We start from the raw sequence: 22,400 nt of genomic DNA on the forward strand, positions 1-22,400 counted from the left end.
GGCGGCGGCGCCGGCACGCGGCTTGGGGTCAGGTGCTCGGGTTCGGGCGGCTGACTGTGCAGTGCCATGGGTTTGCCGCAACAATCGCGCAAGACCCTTCGATGGCCCCCAGCCCGCTTGCTGAGTGCTTTCGAAGCCAGCTGACACGCTTTCGAAACGACCAGGGTTCCCGTGCGGCAGATCATTCCAGACGATTGGAAGAAGCGGATCAACAATTTCCGCCTGGATCTCGACGCCCGCTTCGATTCGGCGCTGTTCTCCTCCCTGCGCGGCACCCGTGAACTCTACGAGCGCTATTCCGCGTTCATGGACCGCTTCTATGTCGGCGGCTGGAAGCGCTGGGTGTTCGTCGAGCCATTGTCGGAGGCCGCCACGATCGGCCTCGGCGGTCTGGTGTTGATGCTGGCGCTGGCGATTCCCGCCTTCCGGGAAACCGCCGACGAGGACTGGCTGAAGAAGTCCGACCTCGCCGTCACCTTCCTCGACCGCTACGGCAACCCGATCGGCAGCCGCGGCATCAAGCACAACGATTCGATTCCGCTGGAGGACTTCCCGGACAATCTGATCAAGGCGACGCTCGCTACCGAGGACCGCCGCTTCTACGACCATTTCGGCATCGACATCGCCGGCACGGCGCGTGCCCTCGTCACCAACGCCCAGGCTGGCGGCGTCCGCCAGGGCGGCTCCTCGATCAGCCAGCAGCTCGCCAAGAACCTGTTCCTGTCCAACGAGCGCACCATCGAGCGCAAGGTCAACGAGGCGTTCCTGGCGATCTGGCTGGAAACCCGCCTGACCAAGAACGAGATCCTCAAGCTCTATCTCGACCGCGCCTATATGGGCGGCGGCACCTTCGGCGTCGACGGCGCGGCACACTTCTATTTCAACAAGTCGGTGCGCGACATCAACCTCGCCGAAGCCGCGATGCTGGCCGGCCTGTTCAAGGCGCCGACCAAGTTCGCCCCCCACATCAACCTGCCCGCCGCGCGCGCCCGCGCCAACGTCGTGCTCGACAACCTGGTCGATGCCGGCTTCATGACCGAGGGCCAGGTGTTCGGTGCCCGCCGCAACCCGGCGTTCGCGGTCGACCGCCGCGACGAGAGCTCGCCGAACTACTTCCTCGACTATGCGTTCGACGAGATGCGCAAGCTGGTCGACACGTTCCCGAAGTCCTACACCGAGCGCGTCTTCGTGGTGCGGACCTCGATCGACATGACCGTGCAGCATGCGGCCGACGAGGCGATCGAGAACCAGTTGCGCCAGTTCGGCCGCGACTATCACGCGACCCAGGCGGCAACGGTCGTTTCCGACCTCGACGGCGGCATCCGCGCCATGGTCGGCGGCCGCGACTATGGTGCCAGTCAGTTCAACCGCGCCGTCGACGCCTACCGGCAGCCGGGATCCTCGTTCAAGCCGTATGTCTACACCACCGCGCTGCTGAACGGCTTCAAGCCGACCTCGATCGTGGTCGACGGCCCGGTCTGCATCGGCAACTGGTGCCCGCAGAATTATGGCCATTCCTATTCGGGCTCGGTGACGCTGACGCAGGCGATCACCCGCTCGATCAACGTCGTGCCGGTCAAGCTGTCGATCGCGCTCGGCGGCAAGGAAGGTCCGAAGGCCGGCCGCGCCAAGATCATCGAGGTCGCGCGGCGCTTCGGCCTCAAGGCGCCGCTGCCCGACACCCCGTCGATGCCGATCGGCTCCGACGAGGTCACGGTGCTGGAGCATGCGGTCGCCTATGCGACCTTCCCGAACAAGGGCAAGGCGGTGACGCCGCATTCGGTGCTGGAGGTCCGCACCGGCGCCGGCGACCTGGTCTGGCGCTGGGACCGTGACGGGCCGAAGCCGAAGCAGGCGATCCCGGCCTCGGTTGCCGCCGACATGGCGGGCATGATGAGCCACGTCGTCAGCGAAGGCACCGCGCGCCGCGCCGCACTCGACGGCATTCCGACCGCCGGCAAGACCGGCACGACCAATGCGTATCGCGACGCCTGGTTCGTCGGCTACACCGGCAACTTCACCTGCGCGGTCTGGTACGGCAATGACGACTATTCGCCGACCAACCGCATGACCGGCGGCTCGCTGCCGGCGCAGACATGGCACGACATCATGCTCGCCGCGCATCAGGGCGTCGAGGTCAAGGAGCTGCCCGGCGTCGGCATGGGCGAGAAGCTGCCGCAGTCCGCGTCCGCCGCGATGGCACAGGCCGGCCAGCCGAAGACCCTGGAGATCAAGCCCGGTCCGCCGCCGATCCTGACCCGCCGCGGCGCCGAGGTGCTGGTTCAGGTCGAGAAGATGCTCGACGATGCCGCGCGCGTCGCCGAAAAGAGCGCGCCGGCGGATCCGCGCAAGCCCGCGAAGCCGGTCTCATCGAGCGCGCTGGCCTTCCCCGAGAACTACGCCGCGGCAACGGCCGACGGCGTCGCCACCCCTGCCCTGCGCAAGAACTGACGTCAGCGATCCCCCGTGCGGCTGCTCTTCATCACCTTGATCACGCTCCTGATCGCCACCGGCGTCGGCATCGGCGCGACCTGGATGACGACGACCCGCGGCACTGAATTCGGCACGCTGACGATCGGCGCCTGGACGGCGCGTCCGAAAACCGGCACGGCCGATGTCGACCCCTATGCGCGCGCGACCATCACCCGCAATGGCGAATTGCCGATCGGCACCGGCGACGGCGTGGCCTTCACCGCCACAAGAGACGACAAGGGGAAGCCGCTCGACGGGCGCTGCGACATCCTGGTCAGCGGCGTCACGCCACCCGCCCGCTTCTGGACGCTCACGCTGTACGACCGCAAGGGCCACCTCGTCGCCAACACGCTGCAGCGCTACGGCTTCACCAGCCAGGAGCTGGTGCGAGGTGCCGATGGCTCGTTCGAGATCCGTGTCGCCGCACGCTCGCGCTCCGGCAACTGGCTGCCGACCGGCGGCATCGAGCGCTACGCGCTGATGCTGCGCCTCTACGACACGCCGGTCGGCGTCGCGACCCGCACGCAGCGCGACGCGCCGATGCCCTCGATCACGACAGTAGGCTGCCCATCATGATCCGGCTGCTGTTCACCATCGTGGTCGGCGTGCTGCTCGGCGGCGTGGTCCATCTCGTCAGCGTGCTGGCGCTGCCGCGGATCTCGACCCAGGACGCCTACTCCCGGCTGACGCCGATGACCAAGCTGAACGCCGTGACGCAATTGCCATTGGCCGATCCCGGCAATTCACCGATGCCGTTCATGGATCCGGCGTTCGCGATGGCGATCTGCCGCTACGATCTGTCCGACGGCCCGCTGAAGCTCACGGTCCCGGTGAGCCAGGCCTATACGTCGGTGTCGTTCTACACGCGCAACGAGATCGCCTACTACGCCATCAACGACCGCTCCGCCGGCAAGCGCGTGATCGAGCTCAACCTGATGACCGAGGCGCAGCACGAAGACCTGCCCGAGGACGAGGAGATCACGGCCGCCGACCGGCTGATCATCGACTCGCCGACGACGACCGGGTTGATCGTGCTGAAGGCCCTGGCCGCCGAGCCGGGTCTCATGCCGCAGGCGCAGGCCTCCCTTGCAGCGGCAAGCTGCGGCGTACAGACCGAGGCACCGGCCAAGGCCGAGAAGCCGCGCGGCAAACGATAAGTCAATACGACGTCCGGAATGAATTCGACAACGCTCTCTTCATCCTTGGTGGCATAGTCGTCGTCGCGCGCCGCTGCTATGACGTATCAGGACGGCGGCGCTTCGCTCAACATCAGGTCATGCCTCTCGAAATCGAACGGAAGTTTCTCGTCAAGTCCGATGCTTGGCGGGATCAGGCGACGCACAGTGAACGCCTTCGCGACGGCCTTGTCGCACGTCAGGACGGCCTCAAGGTCCGCGTTCGCTGCTATGGCAACCGGACGACGCTGTGCGTGAAGAGCGGCCGCCGCGGCCTGGCCCGGGATGAATTCGAGTACGATATTCCCGCGGACCACGCCGCGGTGCTGTTCGCGCATTGCGCGGGACGCATCCTCGAAAAGACGCGTCACTACGTGCCGGCCGAAGCCGGCGTCTGGGAGGTCGACGTCTACCACGACGCGCTCGAAGGCGTCGTCATCGCCGAGATCGAGCTGCCGACCGAAACGACCGTCGTGACCCTTCCTGACTGGGTCGGCGACGAGGTCACCGGCGATCCGCGCTACAGCAAGGCCAACATGCTGACGGAGCGCTCGCGGGCGGCGAAAGTCCGGGAACTGCGGCGCGCGCGCCTTGCAGGGCTGTGATGCACGCACGGTCCGTTGCGGCTTGACCCCTGTCAAATCACCCGTCGAGGGCACACCTTAAACAGCGCGGACTTGGCGGTCTGAACGATCGCGCATGGAGTTTGCACGATGAGTTCATCGCAGGTGATGTCACAGGCGCTGCGCGCCAAGATCATGTCGGCCGACGAGGCTGCCGCGCTGGTCGAGCCCGGCAACCATGTCGGCATGAGCGGTTTCACCGGGTCGGGCTATCCGAAAGCGGTGCCGCTCGCGCTGGCGCGCCGGATCGAAGCCGCGCATGCGCGCGGCGAGCCGTTCCGCGTCGGCGTGTGGACCGGGGCGAGCACCGCGCCCGAGCTCGACGGCGCGCTCGCCCGGGCTGATGGCATCGACCTGCGCCTGCCCTATCAGTCCGATCCGGCGACACGACAGCGCATCAACGCCGGCAGCATCGACTATATCGATCTGCATCTCAGCCATGTCGCACAGTTCGTGTGGTTCGGTTTTCTCGGCCATCTCGACGTCGCCGTGATCGAATGCGCCGGCATCCTGCCCGACGGGCGGCTGATCCCCTCGACCTCGATCGGCAACAACAAGACCTGGCTCGATCTGGCTGACCGCGTCATCATCGAGGTCAATTCGTGGATGAATCCGGCGCTGCTCGGCATGCACGACGTCTACTACGGCACCCGCCTGCCACCGCATCGCAAGCCGATCCCGATCGTGGCGCCCGGCGACCGCATCGGCGAGACCACCTATCGCTGCAATCCGGACAAGGTCATCGCGGTCGTCGAGACCCATGCGCCCGACCGCAACACCAGCTTCGCCGCGCCCGACGATAACTCGGGTGCGATTGCCGGCCACATCCTGGAGTTCTTCGAACACGAGGTGAAGCAGGGCCGCCTGCCGCGCAACCTGCTGCCGCTGCAATCCGGCGTCGGCAATGTCGCGAACGCCGTGATGGCCGGGCTCGATGACGGCCCCTTCCCGCATCTGACCGCCTATACCGAGGTGCTGCAGGACGGCATGCTGAACCTGATCCGCTCCGGGCGGATGGATCTCGCCTCCGCGACGGCATTGTCGCTGAGCTCGGAGGCTGCGGTCGAATTCAACCGCGAAATCGAGTTCCTGCGCGACCGCATCGTGCTGCGGCCGCAGGAGATCTCCAACCATCCCGAAGTGATCCGCCGGCTCGGCGTCATCGCGATGAACGGCATGATCGAGGCGGACATTTACGGCAACGTCAATTCGACCCATGTGCGCGGCAGCAGCATCATGAACGGCATCGGCGGCTCCGGCGACTTCGCCCGCAACGCCTATCTGTCGATCTTCATGACGCCCTCGACCGCCAAGAACGGCACGATCTCCTGCATTGTGCCGATGGTCACCCATGTCGACCACACCGAGCACGACGTGCAGGTTCTGGTGACCGAGCGCGGCCTCGCCGACCTGCGCGGCCTGTCGCCGAAACAGCGCGCCCGCACCATCATCGACCAGGCGGCGCATCCGAGATTCCGGCCGGCGCTGGCGGACTATTTCGAACGCGCCTGCCGCGATTCGACCGGCAAGCATACGCCGCATCTGCTCGAGGAGGCGTTCCGCCTGCTCAGGCCGGACTGAGCGAAGCGGCGTGCGACCGCGTGCGGGCTAGCCCCGCGTCGTCAGCGGCCGTTCGATCAGGGGCCGCGCCGCGACCGGCGGATTCGCGGTCTGGGCTGCCAGTTCATGGATCAGGCGATCGGCCTCGGCGGCCATGCCGTCGGGCGCCTGCAGCACCAGGCGCTCCAGCGCCCAGCGATAGGACGAGACGCGCTGCTCCAGGCTGATCTGCACCCACTGTACGATCAGCGAGTTCTCCTGCATGCGCGCGACCGCGTCGGCCTTCTCGCGCGGCGAGAGCTCGGTCATGTATTTCATGCTGGCATCGCGCTTGCGGTCGAGATCGATGACGCGGATCGCCGAGGCGAAGAACGGCTCGAAGCGGGTGATGTCGTCGCGCACGTCGTCGATCAGTTGGGTGTAGCGCGAGGCGTGCGAGCGGTGCGGCTCGTCGATCAAGGCGCGGCCATAGGCGGTGCGGTCGAACACGACCTTCTGGCGCCAGGGCGAGGCCGACGGCTGATAGTCGCCGAACACGCTCTTCCAGGCGGGGCGCGAATGCGGCGGCTCGATCAGCGGATAAGCGAGATCGCGCAGCTGGCGCTCATTGTCGGTGAGCTGGAACTGCGATGGCATGACACCGACGCTGGCGGTGGCTTCCGCGCCGATCCATTTGTGCATGTCGTCATTGCGCATGTCGGCGCGGGTGCGGCCAAAATCGCCGCCGCTGCAGGCGCCGAGCAGGTCGCCGACGAGGACGAGCGCGAGGACCGGCAGCGCGCGCCGGACCGGATTGACGATGGCCGGCATTCCCATGTCCCCCGACCTGTCAGCGGCGACGGCGGCGGCGGCTTGGCGCTGTGCCCTCGCGGGGCCCGCGATCGTCGGTCGTGGTCTCGCGCTCGATCCGAACGACGGGAAGAATCAGGATCGTTCCCATGCCCTCCTGCGGCGCGCCGGTCACGGCAGGCCGCGCGCGACGCGAAACGTCCGCCGGGAATTCAATGATGGTCGCCATGTCCACTCTCTTTCGTGCCCGAAGTTCTTACCCCCTGAAAACTCCCCGTCGCCCGAACTTCGCAGGCAAGAGGGCACGCAGAACTGACGATCACGAATGCCGGCGCATGACGCTGCACTTTGGCATTCGGCGCGGCGAAGATCAGGCTGGGCGCGAGACGCGGCCAAGGCGAGATCATCGAACGGATCGATTAAGATCAGGACGTGGTTAAGAGGATATTAATGCGCGGGCCGCCCGACACGGATCGCGTGCACCGGTGGGAGAGAAGGCAAGCCGGCGTTGCGCCTTTGTCTCACCGGGTCATTTCGACCCATCTTCACCGATTGTTTTCCTTAACGCCGCATTAAAACAACTCCGCTCTAATCGGCGCAACGATTGCCGAAGTTGCGTACCCCGACATGACAAGATCATCGCTGTTCCCCGGCTTCGACGGGTTGCTCACGCTCTCGCGCCGCGAGGGCGTCGACATCAAGCCCACTCTGCTGCGCGTGCTGACCGACCTCTATGTCCAGGCGAGCGCGCATTCCGCTGACGAGGAGCGGCAGTTCGTCGAATTGGCTTCCCGTCTGGTCGACGACGTCGATGATGCGACCCGTGCGGCGGTGCGTGCGCGGCTGGCGATCTATCCGGCGACGCCGATCGAGATCCTGAACAAGCTGGGCTTGCGCCCGGCGCAGAGCGAGCCGGCGCCGCCGCTCGCCGGCCCCATTCCCGCATCGCTCCGCTCGTCGTCTCCGATGCCGCCGCGCGACGACGCATCGTCGGGATTGTCGATGCAGCCGAAGGATGCCGCCGAGCTGAGCGAGATGTTCATGCGCGCCGCCTCGCACGAGCGCATCGCCATCCTGCAGAACCTCGCCACCACGCCGCTGAGGCCCGCCGCGCCGACGCCGTTGCACCGCGCGGTGCATGCGATCGAGGCGCTGGAGATGGCCGCCTTCAACGCCGACGTCGAGACGTTCACGATCGAGCTCGGCGAGAGCCTGATCCTGCCCTCACGCATGACCCTCGAGGTGGTCAACGATCCCCATGGCGAGCCGCTGGCCTGTGCCGCAAAGGCGCTCGGCATGCCAGCGCCGGTGTTCGAGCGCGTGCTGCTGTTCCTCAAGCCGGAGATGGGCCAGTCCGTCCAGACCGTGTTTCGGCTGTCACGCTTCTACGAGCGCCTCAGCGAGCGCGCGGCGCTGATCATGCTGGCGGCCTGGCGCGGCTCGGGCATGGCGGCGATCAGGGCCAAACATCGCACGATGCTGTACGACGACGAGCGCCAGTCTGTCCGCGCAGGCGGAGCGCGGCCCGGCACAGCGACGCGACCGATCGTGCGCACGGGCACCGACGGCTTCAAGCGCTGACGCGCGATCACCGTCGCGGATCGGAGGATGATCAGGGACGCTCGCGCACGAGATCGAGGAAATGACGACCCTGCCTGTCCTCGGTCTCGATGATCCAGGCATCGGGATCGAAGCGCAGCTCCTTCACGAGACGCTCCTCGACCTGCGCTTCCGCGATCGGCTGCGGCGATACCGGTACGAAGAAGCGGTCGATCGGCCGGCTGTCGTCATAGACGGTCTGCGGCGCGGGGACATAGAGCTGCGCCGTGCCGTCCATCAGCGCGACCTTGACGAACACCGCGCCGGCCTCCTCGGCGCCGCGGTGGCGGATCGCGCTGAACGCGCCGGCCGACTGGCAGCGCCGCAGATAGGCGCTCACCCAGATGCTGGTCTTCAATCGCATGATGGTTCGATGCAGGAGCAAGCGCGCTGCACGTCGCAGCCGCCCCTGCTCTATTCGATCGGGTGACCGATGACAATCGCAAGCTCGCGCACCAGGCGGTCCGACACCTGGCCGGTCACCGGCAGCTTGCGCTCACGCTCGAACTTCTGGATCGCGGCCTGGGTGTCGGAGCCGACCATCCCGGTGGGCTTCAACTGGCCATAGCCATATTCGGTCAGCGCACGCTGGACCGCCGCGACACGGCGGACATTGCCGCCCTGCTGCGTCGGCTGCGGACGCGGCACATTGCCCTGACCGCCGCTGACCGAGCGGACGAGATCGGCCAGGGGATCGGCATATTTCTGATCCGGACGCGCCTCGGTCGCGCGCTGCTCGACCGCCCTCTGCTCCGCCGCCCTGGTTTCAGCGGGCCGCGTCTCGATCACCTTCGGATCGAGCGGCGAGATGTCCATCGGCCGGGGCCGCGGCAGCGGATTGGAGCTCGTCAGATTGGGCGGAATGGTGACGATCGATCCGAACATCGGCGCCGGATGCGGTCCCGATTGCAGGAACACGGCATTGATGATGATGGCGCTGCCAGCCGCACAGGCCAGCAGGCCCGCAAACAGATCCTTCGGGCTGTAGAGCATGGCCCGCAGCAGCCAGCCGCGCTCCTCCGCCACGTCGACGACGGCCGCAGCCGCAGCGGCGCGCTTGCGACGGCGCGGCGGCGCCGGATCATCCTCTGCAGCTCGTCTAGGCACTCTTCTTCACCTGCATGACCTGCCCTGGCTGGGCGGAGCGCGAGGGTGACAGCGGCGTGACGGTGGCGCCGGCGGCCGCCTCGGCCACGAAGTTGATCGGCAGCGCGATCGTGACCGTGGTCCCCTCGTCGATCTTGCTTTCTATCGACATTTCGCCGCCGTGCAAGTTCACGAGGCTCTTGACGATGGACAGCCCGAGCCCGGTTCCCTCGTGACGGCGCTGGTAGGTCTTGCCGGCCTGGAAGAACGGATCGCCGATGCGCTTGAGATCATCGGCGGCGATGCCGACGCCGGTGTCGGTGATTCGCAGCAGCAGGCGCGCACCGTCGACGCCGGCAGAGACCGTGACACGGCCGCCGCGCTCGGTGAACTTGATGGCATTGGAGACGAGGTTGAGCACGATCTGCTTGAAGGCGCGCGGATCACCGGTGACCATCGGCAGGTCCTGCGGCACGTCGGCCGACAGATCGACACCGTTCTCGCGCGCCCGCAGCGCCAGCAGGTTGCAGCAATTGATCAGCGCAGCGCGCGGCGCAAACGGCTCCGGCGTCAGCTCGAAATTGCCGGACTCCATCTTCGACATGTCGAGGATGCCGTTCACGACCGACAGCAGATGCTGGCCGGAATCGTTGATGAGCTGCGCATATTCGCGGCGCCGCGCCGCGTTCAGCACCAGCACCTGCTCCTGCATCAGCATCTCGGAGAAGCCGATGATGGCGTTCAAGGGCGTGCGCAGCTCGTGGCTCATGGTCGCGAGGAATCGCGTCTTCGCGGCGTCGGCGCGCTCGGCAGCGCTGCGCGCCAATTCGAGCGCCTGCTCCTGCAGCTTGCGGTCGGTGACGTCGCGCATGACCGCGACCACCTCCTGCTCCGACCCGCCCGGCATCACGCCGATGCGGTCGAGCGGGCGGCACCGCATCTCGACCCAGATGAAATCGACCGGATGATGAAAGCCGCGGCCCTCGCCCGGCGCATCGCGGCGCAGGCGGAACTCGACGCTCGAGGCTTCGCTGCCGCCCGCCGCTTCCGACAGCGCCGTGAGGTAGGCCGGCCGGTCGGCGACATGGACCCGTTCGAAGAGGCCGTGGCCGTGCAACTGCGCGACCGGCGCGCCGAGCAGCGTCTCGGCCGCCGGCGAGATGAACATGACCGCGCCGTTGCGACGGTGACGGGAGATCACGTCGCTCATATTACGTGCGAGCAGGCGATAACGCTCCTCCTCCATCGACAGCAGCGTCACGCTGGTGCGCGCGAGCGTGTCGGCGGCAAAGGCGAGCACGGCCGCATAGAGCGTGGCCGAGGCGACGCCGAACGCGAGCAGCCCGGTGCGCAGGGCGGGGTTGATCTCGGGCTTCGGCAGCCACCCGAAATGACCGATGAGGATGAGCAGCAGCGCGCAGCACAGTGCGAGCCCCGCGGAGAACACGACGACGCGGCGCGAGGCCGAGAACGAGGCTTCCAGGGGTACGACGATCAGCCACACCGCGGCAAAGGATTCGATGCCGCCGGTCTCGATCGACACCGCCATGATCAGCGCCGACAGCGCCATCGACGACAGCGCGCAGGCGCTCTCGTAGCGGCCGGTGCGTGACAGATACCAGGACAGCAGAATGGGCGCGATCAGCCAGGACAGCGCGCCGACCTCGAGCGCGCTCGGCGCACCGCGTAGCGCGAGATAGGCGGGAAACACGGCGAAGGCGGCGAGGCTGCCCAGCAGGCGCGGCGCGATGAAGGCGCGATGACGCGCGCGCGTCATCGCATCAGTTCGAGCCGATGGATGCAATAACGCATCGAGACAATCGCGGATGATACTCAACACACTCACGGCTCTCGCGCCTCGGCCTAATCGGTGGTTCTCACAAAGAGAACGCGCCGGGACGCCCCCTGTCGTCGGAAGTCACCGTGTCAGACTCGCATTAAGCGAACGCTAAGGTCCAGACTGCGGTGAGCCCGCCATTCGGCCGGGATGGTGAATGCATCGTTTCCGGCCGGGCCTGCGGTTGCGAAAGCGGCGCGATCTACAGCCGGTTGCACGGCGCGGGCGCCCGGCGCCAATGAAAAATTGACTCCGAAAAAAATCCAGCGCCCGGCTTCGCGAAATCTCAACCAATTAAGCCCAATGCAAGCAGTCGCGACATAGAACAATCAGCTGCGATCCCGTTGCGCGATTTGAGCACGCGGGATCAGCAGCACGGTCGGGGTTGCGTGATGTTCTTTCTGCTTCGGATGGCATTCTGGCTCGGACTCGTGCTGGTGCTGCTGCCGCGCGAGAAGAGCCCGGACGCCGACAAGCTGCCGCAGATCAATGCGCACGAAGCCGTGCAGGCCGCGACCGCGGCCGTCTCCGACATGAGCCAGTTCTGCAAGCGCCAGCCGCAGGCCTGCGAGGTCGGCGGCCAGGCCGCGACCGTGATCGGCCACCGCGCCCAGGAAGGCGCGCGCAAGATCTACCAGATCATCACCGACAAGGCCGAAGGCGCGGAGAAGCCCGCCGGCGCCGACAAGTTCATCGGCCCGGTGAAGCCGGCCAGTCTCGACAAGCGCGGCAACGATCACACCGGCTCGATCGACGCCCCCGTGCTCGAGGAGATTCCGCCGGGCGACGCGCCGGCCGATACGCTCTCGACCGACGATCTCGCCGTCGAATGGCATCTGCCGCCGACGCCCTGAACCGGCGGAACCGACTGTCGCTTTCGTCGTCCCGAACGCCTATATGAAAGCCGACATCGGGACCGAAGAGCATCATGACGATCGACGACATCCGCGACAATTTCGCCCTGCTCGACGACTGGGACGACCGCTACCGCTACGTGATCGAGCTCGGCCGCACCCTGGCCCCGATGCCGGAGGACGAGCACTCCGCCGCGAACAAGGTGCAGGGCTGCGCCAGCCAGGTCTGGCTGTCCAAGCACGTCGATCACAGCAGCGCCGTGCCGGTCCTGAACTATCTCGGCGACAGCGACGCCCATATCGTTCGCGGCCTGATCGCAATTCTGCTGACGCTGTATTCGGGGCGGACGCCGCAGGAGATCATGACCATCGATGCGCCCGCGGTGTTTGACGAGCTCGGGTTCCGCGAGCATCTGACGCCGCAGCGCTCCAACGGCCTGCGCTCGATGGTCGAGCGCATCCGCGCCGACGCCCGCGAGGCGCTCGCCGCGGCGTCCTGATCGGCTCGGCTACTTTTCCCGCTCGGGCCGCTGCTGGCCCAGGCCCATCTTCTTGGCAAGCTGCGAGCGGGTGACCGCGTAGTTCGGCGCCACCATCGGATAGTCCGGCGGCAGGTTCCATTTGTCGCGGTATTGTTCCGGCGTCATGTTGTACTGCGTGCGCAGATGCCGCCGCAGCGACTTGAAGCGCTTGCCGTCCTCGAGGCAGACCAGATAGTCCGGATGGATCGATTTCTTCACTGGGACCGCGGGCCGCGCCGGCTCCGGCGCGGGCTCGCTACGTCCCGCTGCGACCCGCGTCAGCGCCGCATGCACCTGGCTGATCAGAGAGGGAATCTCCGCCGCCGGGGTCGGGTTGTTGCTGAGATAGGCCGACACGATGTCGGCCGTCAGATCGATAAAGCTCTTGCCGACCGCTTCGGTCATTGACCCCTCATCCCGCTCCGCCCTGTGACCGTCGATCGCAAGTATCCCTCGATCGCAAGTATCACTCGCGCCGAGTGGCAGCGTTGTCTCGCGATTCTGCAAGCAATATGGGCAAATGACTGGCAAAATGACAAGATAGTGAGGACTTCTTCTTGAGAAGTCTGTCACCCGCCAAGTAGTGTGTACCGTATGCCAGCCGGGTTCAACCTGACCGTGTGATCCCGCTGCCTCAGGTCCGGCCTTCGAGATGGGCGCGCAGCTCGTCGATCGACGCAAAGCGCATCATCCCTTCGGGCATCTGTGCCTCGATCGAGCCGTCGGAATAGAGCGAATAGGCCATCCCATCCACCACGCCCGACTTGACGATGCTGACGGCCGGCGCGTCCAGATCCTTCGGCTCAGGCGGCGGCGGGGTTGGCTCGGGATCGACGAAGGCCGGGGCGGCCCGCGCCAGGCGCCGCGGGAACGGCGGGCGCAGAGGCTCCGGCGTCCGCTCCGGTCGCGACCAGCCGTCCGACGCGCCCGGCTCGGTCGCGGCAGGTTCGTCCAGCGGCACGGGCGGCGGGGCGCTGAGGGGCGGTGACCGGAAATCCGTCGGCAGCGGCTCGGCGCCGCGCTTCTCCGCGCGTTCCCGCTCCCGGCGCGACGACGCAAACAGCAGATTGCGCTTGGGCCGCTCGGCGGGTTCGGACGGCGACTCGGCGGGATCCCGCAAGGACTCGGAGGCGCGCAGCGAGCTTGACAAGGGAGACGAGGACAGCGGTGAGGACGACGACAGCCCCGAGGACAAGGGGGCCGACAGGTCCGGCATGCGGGGACGCGGACGCGGCGAACCGCCTTCGCGCCAGACATCTTCTGTCGGCGGCACCGGGGCGGTCTCGAAGTCGGTCGTCCCGGCGGCAGGTGGGAGCTGCAGGGGCCTGGCCTCGGACTCGGCGCCCGAACGCGACCTCAGCCGGCTCGAAATCACCTTCAGCTCGTTGAGGACGGCCGCCAGTCCGAACAGGATCAGCCCGCTGCACACGCCAAGGGTCCCCGACAGGATCAGCGTATTACCGACGCTGAACTCCTTGACCGGAATTCCCCAGGCGATCGCCCCGAGCCCGGCCAACACGGCGAGGGCCCCGGCGGCCAACATTGCACTCATCATCGAACTCATCCCCTAATGCGCCGGTTCCGGGCGGTGTCCCGACCGAAATCACATTAGATAGCTGCGGTTGCGCGCGTCCTTGAATCCGGTTTCTAGTCCAAATCCGCGACGATTTGCAGCGGAAGTTCGTCCAAGACCGCCGAAGTTCGTATCCGACCTGCGCCGCCCGCCACGATCCCGCCACAATACGGTTCAGCCAACCCTCGGAATTCCTGGAGGTTCCTCTCGGGTTCTCCCGGTCCTTCTGGTTCAGCGGGCGTTCATTTGGCTGTGCCAATATGGCGCTTAGCAGCCGAAATTCGGGTCCCCGCTGCGCTGCGACAAGGCGTGCCTCCCATATTTTCGACACCTCCGAACACGGGACGCGCTATACGCAGGCGGGGAACACAAGCCTGAAACGCGGAAGCGGGGTCGCCAGGGGACGCCGGGTCACACTCAGCCATGACAACGATAACCACTTCGGTCCTCGAGACGCCGACGCGGCGGTCCCTCGAGCGGACGTATGACGATCTCGCCGTGTTCGTGCTCGCCGCAGTCGCGGTGGTGGCCGGACTGACGTTCCGGGATTACGGCCTCGGCTGGGACGATTACACCCATGCCGAATATGCCGATCTGTTGCTGCGCATGTACGGCTCCGGTTTCAGGGACCAGGCGGCGCTGTCGTTCGCCAACCTCTATATGTACGGTGGCGGCTTCGACATGGTTGCAGCCCTGCTGCACAAGATCATGCCGCTGGAATTGTTCGAGACCCGCCGGCTGGTCGGGGCCATCGTCGGGCTGATTGGCCTCGGCGTGACCTGGCGCCTGGCGCGCCGCATCGGCGGCCCCGTGGCCGGCCTCGCCGCGCTGCTGCTGCTGGCGCTCTGCCCGATCTTCTACGGCCACATGTTCATGAACCCGAAGGACGCGCCCTTCGCGGTCGCCATGGTGGTGCTGCTGATGGGCCTCGTGCGCCTTGCCGAGGAGTATCCCTACCGCTCGCCACGCACCATCCTGATCATCGGCCTCGGCGCCGGCTTCTCGATCGGCTCGCGGATCCTCGGCGGCATGGCCGTGGTCTACGCCATGGTCGGCTTCATGCCGCTGTTCATGGAGGAGTACCGCATGCAAGGGCCCCGCGAGGCGATCCGCCGCTTCGCCCACGTGCTCTACGTGCTGATCCCCGGCCTGATCCTGGGCTACCTGATCATGGGGTTGATTTGGCCGTGGTCGATCATCGAACCGGCCAACCCGTTCCGGGCCCTGACCTACTTCTCGCATTTCTTCGAGAAGCCGTGGAAGGAGATGTTCGACGGGGCGCTGGTCTCGGTGCCCGACATGCCCTGGTCGTATCTGCCGACGCTGTTCGCGCTGCAACTGCCCGAACTGATGATCGCGCTGTTCGTCGCCGGCGTCGTCGCCTCGATCATGTCGCTGTCGCGGCCCGACATGCCGGCGCGCCAGAAGAGCATCCTGTTGATGCTGACCCTGGCGGCGACGCTGCCGATCCTGATCGCGATCGTCAAACGCCCGGCGCTCTACAACGGCATCCGCCATTTCGTGTTCGTGATCCCGCCGATGGCGCTGCTCGGCGGCATCGCCTTCTCCTGGCTTCTGTCGTGGCTCAACGCCGACGAGCGCCGGAGCTGGCAGCCGGTGGCGATCGCCGCGTTCTGCTTCGGCCTGCTGCTGCCGCTGGCGGAGATGATCCGGCTGCATCCCTATCAGTACACCCACTTCAACTTCATCGCCGGCACCGTGCGCGAGGCCGACACCCGCTTCATGCTCGACTATTGGGGGCTGGCGCTGAAGCAGGCCTCCGACGGGCTGAAGGAACAGCTCGACGAGCGCCAGGAGGTGCCGCCGATCGGGCACAAATGGAAGGTCGCGGTCTGCGGCCCGCAGCGCCCCGCCCAGGTCGCGCTCGGCCCCGATTTCACCATCGGCTGGGACAGCCATGCGGCCGACTTCGCCATGACGCTCGGCGAGTTCTACTGCAAGGGACTGACGGCCCCGGTCATGGTCGAGATCAAGCGCGATGACGTCGTGTTTGCCCGGGTCTACGACATCCGCGGCCGCAGCATCTCCAGCCTGCTGTCGATCCCGGCGCCCTGAGCGGCGCACTCGGCCAAACGGCATGACTGCCCCCCTGCCCCGCGCCTTGTCGCGCGGCGGCGAGCCGCTTAGGCTCCGGTCAACCCAGGAAATCGGAGAATGCCATGTCGCCAGCCGAAGCGCGCCTCAAGGAAGTGCCGTCGAACATGACCGAGGCCGAATGGTCGCAGCGGGTCAATCTCGCCGCCGCCTACCGGCTGGTGGCGCTGTTCGGCTGGGACGACCTGGTGGACACTCACATCTCCGCCCGCGTGCCCGGCCCCGAGCATCACTTCCTGATCAACCCCTATGGCCTGCTGTTCGAGGAGATCACCGCCTCCAGCCTGATCAAGGTCGACCTCTACGGCAATCAGTTGTCCGAGAGCGAGTACAGCATCAATCCCGCCGGGTTCACCATCCATTCCGCGATCCACGAGGTCCGCGAGGATGCCGGCTGCGTGATCCATCTGCACACGCTGGACGGCGTCGCCGTGTCGAGCTGCGCCGACGGCCTGCTGCCGCTGAACCAGATCGCGCAATACGTGACCCACGACCTCGCCTATCACGACTATGAAGGCGTGGCGCTGGACCATGACGAGCGGCCGCGGCTGCAGCACGACCTCGGCAGCAAGAACCACATGCTGCTGCGCAATCACGGCACGCTGACGGTCGGCCGCTCCGTCGCCTCCGCCTTCGAGCGCATGTATCATCTGGAGCGCGCCTGCTCGATCCAGGTGCGCACCCGCACGCTCGGTCCCTCGGCCTATCCGGTGCGCGACGAGGTCATCGACAAGAACGCGAAGCTGTTCGACAACGAGGATCGCGTCGAGCTGCGCTCCAATCAGTTGGTGTGGCCGCCGCTGCTGCGCCGGCTCGATCGCGTCAACCCGGGCTACCGGAATTGATTTTTCGCCGATGATCGGCTAGCCTGGGTTCATCACCCTCTACGCTTTCGGAGTCAAACGCCGCCCAATTCCGGGCGGCGTTTTCATTCGTCCGGCGATGTCCCTCGTCAGCAGCACCCGGCCCGAGCCGAGCCATGCCGCTCGGCCGGGCCGTGCACTTGCCGCAGCTCCTCGGCCAGCCGGCGCTCGACGAAGCGCCGCTCGTGCTCGGCGAGGTGGGTGGCAAGCAGCTTGCGATAGCGCCGCACATTGGCCTCGCGCGAGAACCGCAGGCGGGCGGCGGGCCGCATCCTGCCGCTAGCGGTGCTGTCCATCGCAGCGCCATCGGCCTCGACATCGACGCGCGGAACGATGCGCATGGCCGCCCCGCCGCGCGGGCGCGGCGGCTGATCCTCGCGGTCGAGCTGACGCAGCGCGCCGAGCACATCGGCCAGATGCAGCGGCCTGGAGATGCCCGGAATCTTGCGCAGGCCCGGCTGCGACTCGACGGCATACATGTCTGACGCCCAGGACGACAGGATCAGCCGCTTCTCGGCCAGTGACAGCTTGCGATCGTTCAGCAGGTCGGCCGGCGACTCGTAGTGCGAGACCGGATGGAATCCGGCTCTGCCCGCGGTGATCGAAAAACGGTGCTCGCTCATGGCGTCTCTCCTCTTCCACTCCTTTCACAAGAGACAGATGCTGCAAGGGCGCGGGCGACACGCCGCCCGCGCCGCAACTCGAACAAGGCGTCAGGCCGCCTTCTGCTGCGCGATCTTCTCGACCGGCACTGTACCGATGGCGATGCGGCGCGGCTTCATCGCCTCGGGGATCTCGCGCACGAGCTCGATCCGCAGCAGGCCGTTGTCGAACGCCGCGTTGGTCACCTGCACGTAGTCGGCGAGATTGAACTGCCGCTTGAACGGCCGCGACGAGATGCCTTGATAGAGATATTCGCGGGTCTCCTTGTCGCCCTTGCGTCCTTCCACCGTGAGCACGTTGTGCTCGGCGGTGATCGACAGCTCGTCCGGCGCGAACCCCGCCAGCGCCAGCGAAATCTGGTAGCGGTCGTCGCCGAGCCGCTCGATGTTGTACGGGGGATAGTTGTCCTCGACCGCGCGCTGGGTCTCGTCGAGCAGATCGAACAGACGGTCGAAACCGATGGTCGAACGCCACAGCGGAGAGAAGTCGTAGGTCCTCATAGCCAAGTCCTCCTGAGAGCAAGATGGATACGAAGGAGCGCCGAGCCGATGCGGACTTCAAAGTCCCGGAGATGTCCGAGTACCAAGAGAATTGGTACCAACAGACTACTGAGTACCAGACAACCGGTCAGCGCCCAGATTTCGACCGGGCCCTGATGGCACCCGGCGCCGCCGAGGCGGCAGCAGACGAATTAGAACAACCGATATCCATTTCAAGAGGGGAAGATCGAATTTTTTGTCGCAGCCTTTTTCGCGGCGCAACATCCGTCAGGCGGCGACGGCGGACAGCCGCTGCAGCCGCATCGTCGCCTCGCGGAGCACGCTGACCAGTCGGTCGCGCTCGCGCTGATCGATGTCGCCGCGCGACAACACGGCCTGGCAGTGCGCCACCACGCGCTGTTCGCTCTCGATCAGAAACCGCGTCAAGCGACGGGGATCGCCCATGCTCATGACGGAGGTCGGGTTGGGCGGCGGATGATCGTATTGCCAGGCTGGCATGATCGGGCCTGCGAGCTCGCGCTGCTGATGAGACCGGGCGGCGCGACAGCGCTCAACCACACCTCCCGTCGACCGTCGGTCCGTTCTCAGCCGGCTCACCGAATGCAATTGTGGCCGGTTGTGGACGGATTGCGGTCGTTGGCCTGATTGATAGCTGCGCGTTGTGGCCGATCCACGACCTCACGGGGCAGCGATCAGTTGTTTGTCGATATTTCTTTCGGGGAGCCGGGGGTGGCTGCGGCCAGCCGCCCCCGGCTGCATCGGATCAGAAGTCCATCGACGGCGCGGCCGCGGTGGCGTCGGCCTTCTTCGGCTTGTCCGCCACCAGCGCCTCGGTGGTGATCAGCAGCGAGGCGACCGAGGCCGCGTCCTGCAACGCGGTACGGACCACCTTGGCCGGGTCGATCACGCCGGCCTGCACCAGATCCTGGTACTCGCCGGTCGCGGCGTTGAAGCCCCAACCATAGGCATCCTTCTCCAGGAGCTTGCCGACCACCAGCGAGCCGTCCTCCCCGGCGTTCTGCACGATCTGCCGCACCGGCACCTGGATGGCGCGGCGGACGATGTCGACGCCGGCCTTCTGGTCGGCATTGGCGGTCTTGACGCCGTCGAGCACCTTGGTGGCGCGCAGCAGCGCCACGCCGCCGCCGGGCAGGATGCCCTCCTCCACCGCGGCGCGGGTGGCGTGCAGCGCATCGTCGACGCGGTCCTTGCGCTCCTTGACCTCGACCTCGGTGGCGCCGCCGACCCGGATCACCGCGACGCCGCCGGCGAGCTTGGCCAGCCGCTCCTGCAGCTTCTCGCGGTCGTAGTCGGAGGTGGTCTCCTCGATCTGCAGCTTGATCTGCTGCGCGCGGGCCTCGATGTCGGCCTTCTTGCCGGCGCCGTCGACGATGGTGGTGTTCTCCTTGTCGATCACGACCTTCTTGGCGCGGCCGAGCATCGACAGGGTCACGTTCTCCAGCTTGATGCCGAGATCCTCGGAGATGGTCGTGCCGCCGGTGAGGATCGCGATGTCCTCCAGCATCGCCTTGCGGCGATCGCCGAAGCCCGGCGCCTTGACGGCCGCGATCTTCAGGCCGCCACGCAGCTTGTTGACGACCAGGGTCGCCAGCGCCTCACCCTCGACGTCTTCAGCCACGATCAGCAGCGGCTTGCCCGACTGCACCACGGCCTCGAGCAGCGGCAGCATGGTCTGCAAGCCCGACAGCTTCTTCTCGTGGATCAGGATGTAGGGATCCTCGAGCTCGACCCGCATCTTCTCGGAGTTGGTGACGAAGTACGGCGAGACATAGCCGCGGTCGAACTGCATGCCCTCGACCACTTCCAGCTCGGTATCGAGGCTCTTGGCCTCCTCGACCGTGATCACGCCCTCGTTGCCGACCTTCTGCATGGCCTCGGCGAGGAAACGCCCGATCTCATTGTCGCCATTGGCCGAGATGGTGCCGACCTGGGCGATCTCGTCGTTGCTGGTGATCTTCCTGGCGTGCGCCTTGAGGTCCGCGACGATCGCGTCGACGGCGAGATCAATGCCGCGCTTGAGATCCATCGGGTTCATGCCGGCGGCCACCGACTTGGCGCCCTCCTTCACGATGGCCTGGGCGAGCACGGTGGCGGTCGTGGTGCCGTCGCCGGCGAGATCGGCGGTCTTCGAGGCCACCTCGCGCACCATCTGCGCGCCCATGTTCTCGAACTTGTCCTCCAGCTCGATCTCCTTGGCGACCGTGACGCCGTCCTTGGTGATGCGCGGCGCGCCGAACGATTTCTCGATCACGACATTGCGGCCCTTGGGGCCGAGCGTGACCTTCACGGCATTGGCGAGGATGTCGACGCCGCGCAGCATGCGGTCGCGCGCATCGGTGGAAAACTTCACGTCCTTGGCAGCCATGTTCGTCGTCTCCTTTCCTTCGATGACTGTCAGTTGAGGGATCAGGCGGCCTTCTTCGCCGCCACGGGAGCTTCGATGATGCCGAGCAGATCGCTCTCCTTCATGATCAGGAGATCCTTGCCGTCGATGTTGACCTCGGTGCCCGACCACTTCGCGAACAGCACCCGGTCGCCGGCCTTGACGTTTAGCGGCACCAGCTGCCCCTGCTCATTCCGCGCGCCTGGCCCCGCGGCGACGATCTCGCCCTCCTGCGGCTTCTCCTTGGCGGTGTCGGGAATGATGATGCCGCCCTTGGTCTTCTCCTCGGCATCGATACGGCGCACGAGCACGCGGTCGTGCAATGGGCAGAATTGCATGCACATCCTCCTTCACAGATCAGCGATGTCACAAGCCTCGGGTCCCATCAGGCCCCCGAGCGAGCAACGACCTAGGAAAGCCGAACTTTTCGTTCAAGAGGGTCACGCAAATTTTTTGGCACTCTCGGGGAACGATTGCCAGCCCGGCTCTTGAACCGGGCCGGCCGCTTTCCCAGCTCTGTCGTCGCCAAAAAATCTTGATCGCACTTGTTGGGGATCACGATGCAGCTTCCGCCTTTTCTCCGGGCCGTCCTGGCGCCTGCCATTCTGTTTTGCCTGATGACCGGGCCTGCCTTGGCCCAAATTCCCGATCTCAAGCTCGGCCGGGTGCCGACATTGGCCCCGCTGGTCAAGGAGGTGACGCCCGCCGTCGTCAACATCTCGGTCGAAGGCAAGGTCCGCCAGGACAACCCGCTCTACCAGGACCCGCTGTTCCGCGAGTTCTTCGACGTCCCCAAGCAGGTCGAGAAGCAGATCAGCGCCACCGGCTCGGGCGTTATCGTCGATGCGCAGCGCGGCTACGTGATGACCGCCAATCACGTCGTCGAGCACGTCACGACAGCGCAGATCCGCACCAAGGATGGCCGCCAATTCGCCGCCCGCCTGGTCGGGCGCGATCCCGCCACCGACATCGCGCTGCTGCAGATCAGGGACCCGATCGAGCTCAGGGCCATCGCACTCGGCGACAGCGACGCGCTCGAGGTCGGCGACTTCGTGATCGCGGTCGGCAACCCGTTCGGCCTCGGCCAGACGGTCACCTCCGGCCTCGTCAGCGCGCTCGGACGCACGGGCCTGGGCAAGCAGGGCTACGAGGATTTCATCCAGACCGACGCGGCGATCAATCCCGGCAATTCCGGCGGCGCGCTGATCAATCTGCGCGGCGAGCTGGTCGGTATCAACACCGCGATCATCTCGCCCGGCGGAGGCAATGTCGGCATCGGCTTCGCGGTGCCGATCAACATGGCGCGACGGGTGATGGAGCAGCTCGTCGCGAACGGCCGCGTCGATCGCGGCCGCATCGGCGTGACCCTGCTCGACCTCGACGCGCCGGCCGATGGCCGCATTCAAGGCGCGCGCGTCGCCGACGTCACCGTGGGCTCCCCGGCCGAACGCGCGGGGCTGCGCAAGGGCGACATCATCGTGAAGGCGAACGACATGCCGGTGCGCAGCGCCACGCAGGTGCGCAACCTAATCGGCCTCACGCCGGTCGGACAGCGCGTCCGTCTCGTGTTCGAGCGCGACCGCGCGCTCGGCAATGCGACAGTGGAGGTCGCGCCGGTCGCCGAAGAACGCGCGCGTGCGCGGACCTCGGGCTGAGAATTCAACTTCAGTTCGCTGTTAGCTGCGCATACCACGTGGAGTAAATTTTTACCGTGCATCAAGCATGCAGCGAGACGCCGATACCTCCATAAACGCGTGTTAAGTGCC

Annotated in this window: 23 protein-coding genes; 11 read left to right on the forward strand and 12 right to left on the reverse strand. The window is 66.4% G+C overall.

Annotated features, from left to right (window positions below; genetic code table 11):
• The first annotated feature begins 171 nt into the window (after window positions 1-171).
• The 5 genes from QW845_RS25070 (at window position 172) to QW845_RS25090 (ending at window position 5,851) form a co-directional block, all read left to right on the forward strand.
• The gene (locus QW845_RS25070) at window positions 172-2,451 is read left to right on the forward strand and encodes a PBP1A family penicillin-binding protein (RefSeq protein WP_315804200.1); all 2,280 of its coding nucleotides are present in this window, start codon (window positions 172-174) and stop codon (window positions 2,449-2,451) included.
• Between the two features lie 15 nt (window positions 2,452-2,466).
• Window positions 2,467-3,048, forward strand: a complete 582-nt coding sequence (locus tag QW845_RS25075) for a DUF1214 domain-containing protein (protein WP_315804201.1) — start codon at window positions 2,467-2,469, stop codon at window positions 3,046-3,048.
• Window positions 3,045-3,629, forward strand: coding sequence for a DUF1254 domain-containing protein (locus QW845_RS25080; RefSeq protein ID WP_315804202.1), 585 nt, complete (start codon window positions 3,045-3,047; stop codon window positions 3,627-3,629). The genes QW845_RS25075 and QW845_RS25080 overlap by 4 nt, the downstream gene beginning before the upstream one ends.
• Window positions 3,630-3,748: 119 nt before the next feature.
• Entirely contained in the window at window positions 3,749-4,252 is a 504-nt protein-coding gene (locus tag QW845_RS25085) for a CYTH domain-containing protein (protein WP_315804203.1), read from the forward strand.
• Window positions 4,253-4,360: 108 nt separating this feature from the next.
• Entirely contained in the window at window positions 4,361-5,851 is a 1,491-nt protein-coding gene (locus QW845_RS25090; RefSeq protein WP_315804204.1) for an acetyl-CoA hydrolase/transferase family protein, read from the forward strand.
• Between the two features lie 27 nt (window positions 5,852-5,878).
• Here the strand turns inward: QW845_RS25090 and QW845_RS25095 are convergent, their stop codons facing one another.
• Both QW845_RS25095 and QW845_RS25100 read right to left on the reverse strand, forming a co-directional pair.
• Window positions 5,879-6,640 carry a hypothetical protein gene (locus QW845_RS25095; RefSeq protein ID WP_315804205.1) on the reverse strand — a complete coding sequence of 254 codons (762 nt, stop codon included), beginning with the start codon at window positions 6,638-6,640 and terminating at the stop codon, window positions 5,879-5,881.
• 19 nt (window positions 6,641-6,659) lie between these two features.
• Window positions 6,660-6,848 carry a hypothetical protein gene (locus QW845_RS25100; RefSeq protein ID WP_315804206.1) on the reverse strand — a complete coding sequence of 63 codons (189 nt, stop codon included), beginning with the start codon at window positions 6,846-6,848 and terminating at the stop codon, window positions 6,660-6,662.
• Window positions 6,849-7,246: 398 nt separating this feature from the next.
• Between QW845_RS25100 and QW845_RS25105 the strand changes: the two genes are divergently transcribed.
• The gene (locus QW845_RS25105) at window positions 7,247-8,200 is read left to right on the forward strand and encodes a DUF2336 domain-containing protein (protein WP_315804207.1); all 954 of its coding nucleotides are present in this window, start codon (window positions 7,247-7,249) and stop codon (window positions 8,198-8,200) included.
• A 31-nt stretch (window positions 8,201-8,231) separates the two neighbouring features.
• Here the strand turns inward: QW845_RS25105 and QW845_RS25110 are convergent, their stop codons facing one another.
• The 3 genes from QW845_RS25110 to QW845_RS25120 are packed head-to-tail and all read right to left on the reverse strand — an operon-like array spanning window position 8,232 to window position 11,081.
• Entirely contained in the window at window positions 8,232-8,582 is a 351-nt protein-coding gene (locus QW845_RS25110) for a DUF1491 family protein (protein ID WP_315804208.1), read from the reverse strand.
• Between the two features lie 50 nt (window positions 8,583-8,632).
• Entirely contained in the window at window positions 8,633-9,325 is a 693-nt protein-coding gene (locus tag QW845_RS25115; protein ID WP_315804209.1) for a peptidoglycan-binding domain-containing protein, read from the reverse strand.
• A complete protein-coding gene (locus QW845_RS25120; protein ID WP_315804210.1) occupies window positions 9,318-11,081 on the reverse strand; it encodes a PAS domain-containing sensor histidine kinase in 1,764 nt (587 codons plus the stop codon). Before QW845_RS25120 ends, QW845_RS25115 begins: the two co-directional genes overlap by 8 nt.
• 452 nt (window positions 11,082-11,533) lie before the next feature.
• On the opposite strand from QW845_RS25120, the gene QW845_RS25125 reads away from it, so the two are divergent.
• Window positions 11,534-11,995, forward strand: a complete 462-nt coding sequence (locus tag QW845_RS25125; protein WP_315804211.1) for a DUF5330 domain-containing protein — start codon at window positions 11,534-11,536, stop codon at window positions 11,993-11,995.
• A gap of 74 nt (window positions 11,996-12,069) precedes the next feature.
• The gene (locus QW845_RS25130) at window positions 12,070-12,495 is read left to right on the forward strand and encodes a SufE family protein (protein WP_315804212.1); all 426 of its coding nucleotides are present in this window, start codon (window positions 12,070-12,072) and stop codon (window positions 12,493-12,495) included.
• 9 nt (window positions 12,496-12,504) lie between these two features.
• On the opposite strand, the gene QW845_RS25135 is transcribed toward QW845_RS25130, so the two are convergent.
• Together QW845_RS25135 and QW845_RS25140 are read right to left on the reverse strand one after the other, a co-directional pair.
• A complete protein-coding gene (locus tag QW845_RS25135) occupies window positions 12,505-12,921 on the reverse strand; it encodes a MucR family transcriptional regulator (RefSeq protein ID WP_315716114.1) in 417 nt (138 codons plus the stop codon).
• 229 nt (window positions 12,922-13,150) lie between these two features.
• Complete coding sequence (locus QW845_RS25140; protein WP_315804344.1) at window positions 13,151-14,071, reverse strand: hypothetical protein; 921 nt, start codon at window positions 14,069-14,071, stop codon at window positions 13,151-13,153.
• Window positions 14,072-14,512: 441 nt separating this feature from the next.
• On the opposite strand from QW845_RS25140, the gene QW845_RS25145 reads away from it, so the two are divergent.
• Window positions 14,513-16,165, forward strand: coding sequence for a glycosyltransferase family 39 protein (locus tag QW845_RS25145; protein ID WP_315804213.1), 1,653 nt, complete (start codon window positions 14,513-14,515; stop codon window positions 16,163-16,165).
• Window positions 16,166-16,269: 104 nt separating this feature from the next.
• The gene (locus tag QW845_RS25150; RefSeq protein WP_315804214.1) at window positions 16,270-17,049 is read left to right on the forward strand and encodes a class II aldolase/adducin family protein; all 780 of its coding nucleotides are present in this window, start codon (window positions 16,270-16,272) and stop codon (window positions 17,047-17,049) included.
• A 107-nt stretch (window positions 17,050-17,156) separates the two neighbouring features.
• Here QW845_RS25150 and QW845_RS25155 read toward each other — a convergent pair whose 3' ends face one another.
• From QW845_RS25155 to groES, 5 genes are all read right to left on the reverse strand, one after another.
• Window positions 17,157-17,690 carry a hypothetical protein gene (locus tag QW845_RS25155; protein WP_315804215.1) on the reverse strand — a complete coding sequence of 178 codons (534 nt, stop codon included), beginning with the start codon at window positions 17,688-17,690 and terminating at the stop codon, window positions 17,157-17,159.
• Between the two features lie 90 nt (window positions 17,691-17,780).
• Window positions 17,781-18,230 carry an Hsp20 family protein gene (locus tag QW845_RS25160; RefSeq protein ID WP_315804216.1) on the reverse strand — a complete coding sequence of 150 codons (450 nt, stop codon included), beginning with the start codon at window positions 18,228-18,230 and terminating at the stop codon, window positions 17,781-17,783.
• 267 nt (window positions 18,231-18,497) lie between these two features.
• Window positions 18,498-18,728: a hypothetical protein gene (locus QW845_RS25165; protein ID WP_315716108.1), complete on the reverse strand. Its 231-nt coding sequence runs from the start codon at window positions 18,726-18,728 to the stop codon at window positions 18,498-18,500.
• A gap of 265 nt (window positions 18,729-18,993) precedes the next feature.
• Complete coding sequence (groL, locus tag QW845_RS25170) at window positions 18,994-20,616, reverse strand: chaperonin GroEL (protein WP_315804217.1); 1,623 nt, start codon at window positions 20,614-20,616, stop codon at window positions 18,994-18,996.
• Between the two features lie 41 nt (window positions 20,617-20,657).
• A complete protein-coding gene (gene groES, locus QW845_RS25175) occupies window positions 20,658-20,972 on the reverse strand; it encodes a co-chaperone GroES (RefSeq protein WP_315804218.1) in 315 nt (104 codons plus the stop codon).
• A gap of 222 nt (window positions 20,973-21,194) precedes the next feature.
• Between groES and QW845_RS25180 the strand changes: the two genes are divergently transcribed.
• Entirely contained in the window at window positions 21,195-22,289 is a 1,095-nt protein-coding gene (locus QW845_RS25180) for a trypsin-like peptidase domain-containing protein (protein ID WP_315804219.1), read from the forward strand.
• Window positions 22,290-22,400: the final 111 nt, after the last annotated feature.

This window comes from Bradyrhizobium sp. SZCCHNS3002, from assembly GCF_032377435.1.
In the GTDB taxonomy this organism is placed as follows: Bacteria; Pseudomonadota; Alphaproteobacteria; order Rhizobiales; family Xanthobacteraceae; genus Bradyrhizobium.

Bases quoted from the DNA above. Each gene is read 5' to 3' on its own strand.
- QW845_RS25180 (WP_315804219.1), top strand. From the start codon at position 21,195: ATGCAGCTTCCGCCTTTTCTCCGGGCCGTCCTGGCGCCTGCCATTCTG.
- QW845_RS25140 (WP_315804344.1), bottom strand. From the start codon at position 14,071: ATGATGAGTGCAATGTTGGCCGCCGGGGCCCTCGCCGTGTTGGCCGGG.
- QW845_RS25155 (WP_315804215.1), bottom strand. From the start codon at position 17,690: ATGAGCGAGCACCGTTTTTCGATCACCGCGGGCAGAGCCGGATTCCAT.
- QW845_RS25110 (WP_315804208.1), bottom strand. From the start codon at position 8,582: ATGCGATTGAAGACCAGCATCTGGGTGAGCGCCTATCTGCGGCGCTGC.
- QW845_RS25090 (WP_315804204.1), top strand. From the start codon at position 4,361: ATGAGTTCATCGCAGGTGATGTCACAGGCGCTGCGCGCCAAGATCATG.
- QW845_RS25145 (WP_315804213.1), top strand. From the start codon at position 14,513: ATGACAACGATAACCACTTCGGTCCTCGAGACGCCGACGCGGCGGTCC.
- QW845_RS25135 (WP_315716114.1), bottom strand. From the start codon at position 12,921: ATGACCGAAGCGGTCGGCAAGAGCTTTATCGATCTGACGGCCGACATC.
- QW845_RS25085 (WP_315804203.1), top strand. From the start codon at position 3,749: ATGCCTCTCGAAATCGAACGGAAGTTTCTCGTCAAGTCCGATGCTTGG.
- QW845_RS25105 (WP_315804207.1), top strand. From the start codon at position 7,247: ATGACAAGATCATCGCTGTTCCCCGGCTTCGACGGGTTGCTCACGCTC.
- QW845_RS25100 (WP_315804206.1), bottom strand. From the start codon at position 6,848: ATGGCGACCATCATTGAATTCCCGGCGGACGTTTCGCGTCGCGCGCGG.
- QW845_RS25125 (WP_315804211.1), top strand. From the start codon at position 11,534: ATGTTCTTTCTGCTTCGGATGGCATTCTGGCTCGGACTCGTGCTGGTG.
- QW845_RS25150 (WP_315804214.1), top strand. From the start codon at position 16,270: ATGTCGCCAGCCGAAGCGCGCCTCAAGGAAGTGCCGTCGAACATGACC.
- groL (WP_315804217.1), bottom strand. From the start codon at position 20,616: ATGGCTGCCAAGGACGTGAAGTTTTCCACCGATGCGCGCGACCGCATG.
- groES (WP_315804218.1), bottom strand. From the start codon at position 20,972: ATGCAATTCTGCCCATTGCACGACCGCGTGCTCGTGCGCCGTATCGAT.
- QW845_RS25165 (WP_315716108.1), bottom strand. From the start codon at position 18,728: ATGCCAGCCTGGCAATACGATCATCCGCCGCCCAACCCGACCTCCGTC.
- QW845_RS25095 (WP_315804205.1), bottom strand. From the start codon at position 6,640: ATGCCGGCCATCGTCAATCCGGTCCGGCGCGCGCTGCCGGTCCTCGCG.
- QW845_RS25080 (WP_315804202.1), top strand. From the start codon at position 3,045: ATGATCCGGCTGCTGTTCACCATCGTGGTCGGCGTGCTGCTCGGCGGC.
- QW845_RS25120 (WP_315804210.1), bottom strand. From the start codon at position 11,081: ATGACGCGCGCGCGTCATCGCGCCTTCATCGCGCCGCGCCTGCTGGGC.
- QW845_RS25130 (WP_315804212.1), top strand. From the start codon at position 12,070: ATGACGATCGACGACATCCGCGACAATTTCGCCCTGCTCGACGACTGG.
- QW845_RS25160 (WP_315804216.1), bottom strand. From the start codon at position 18,230: ATGAGGACCTACGACTTCTCTCCGCTGTGGCGTTCGACCATCGGTTTC.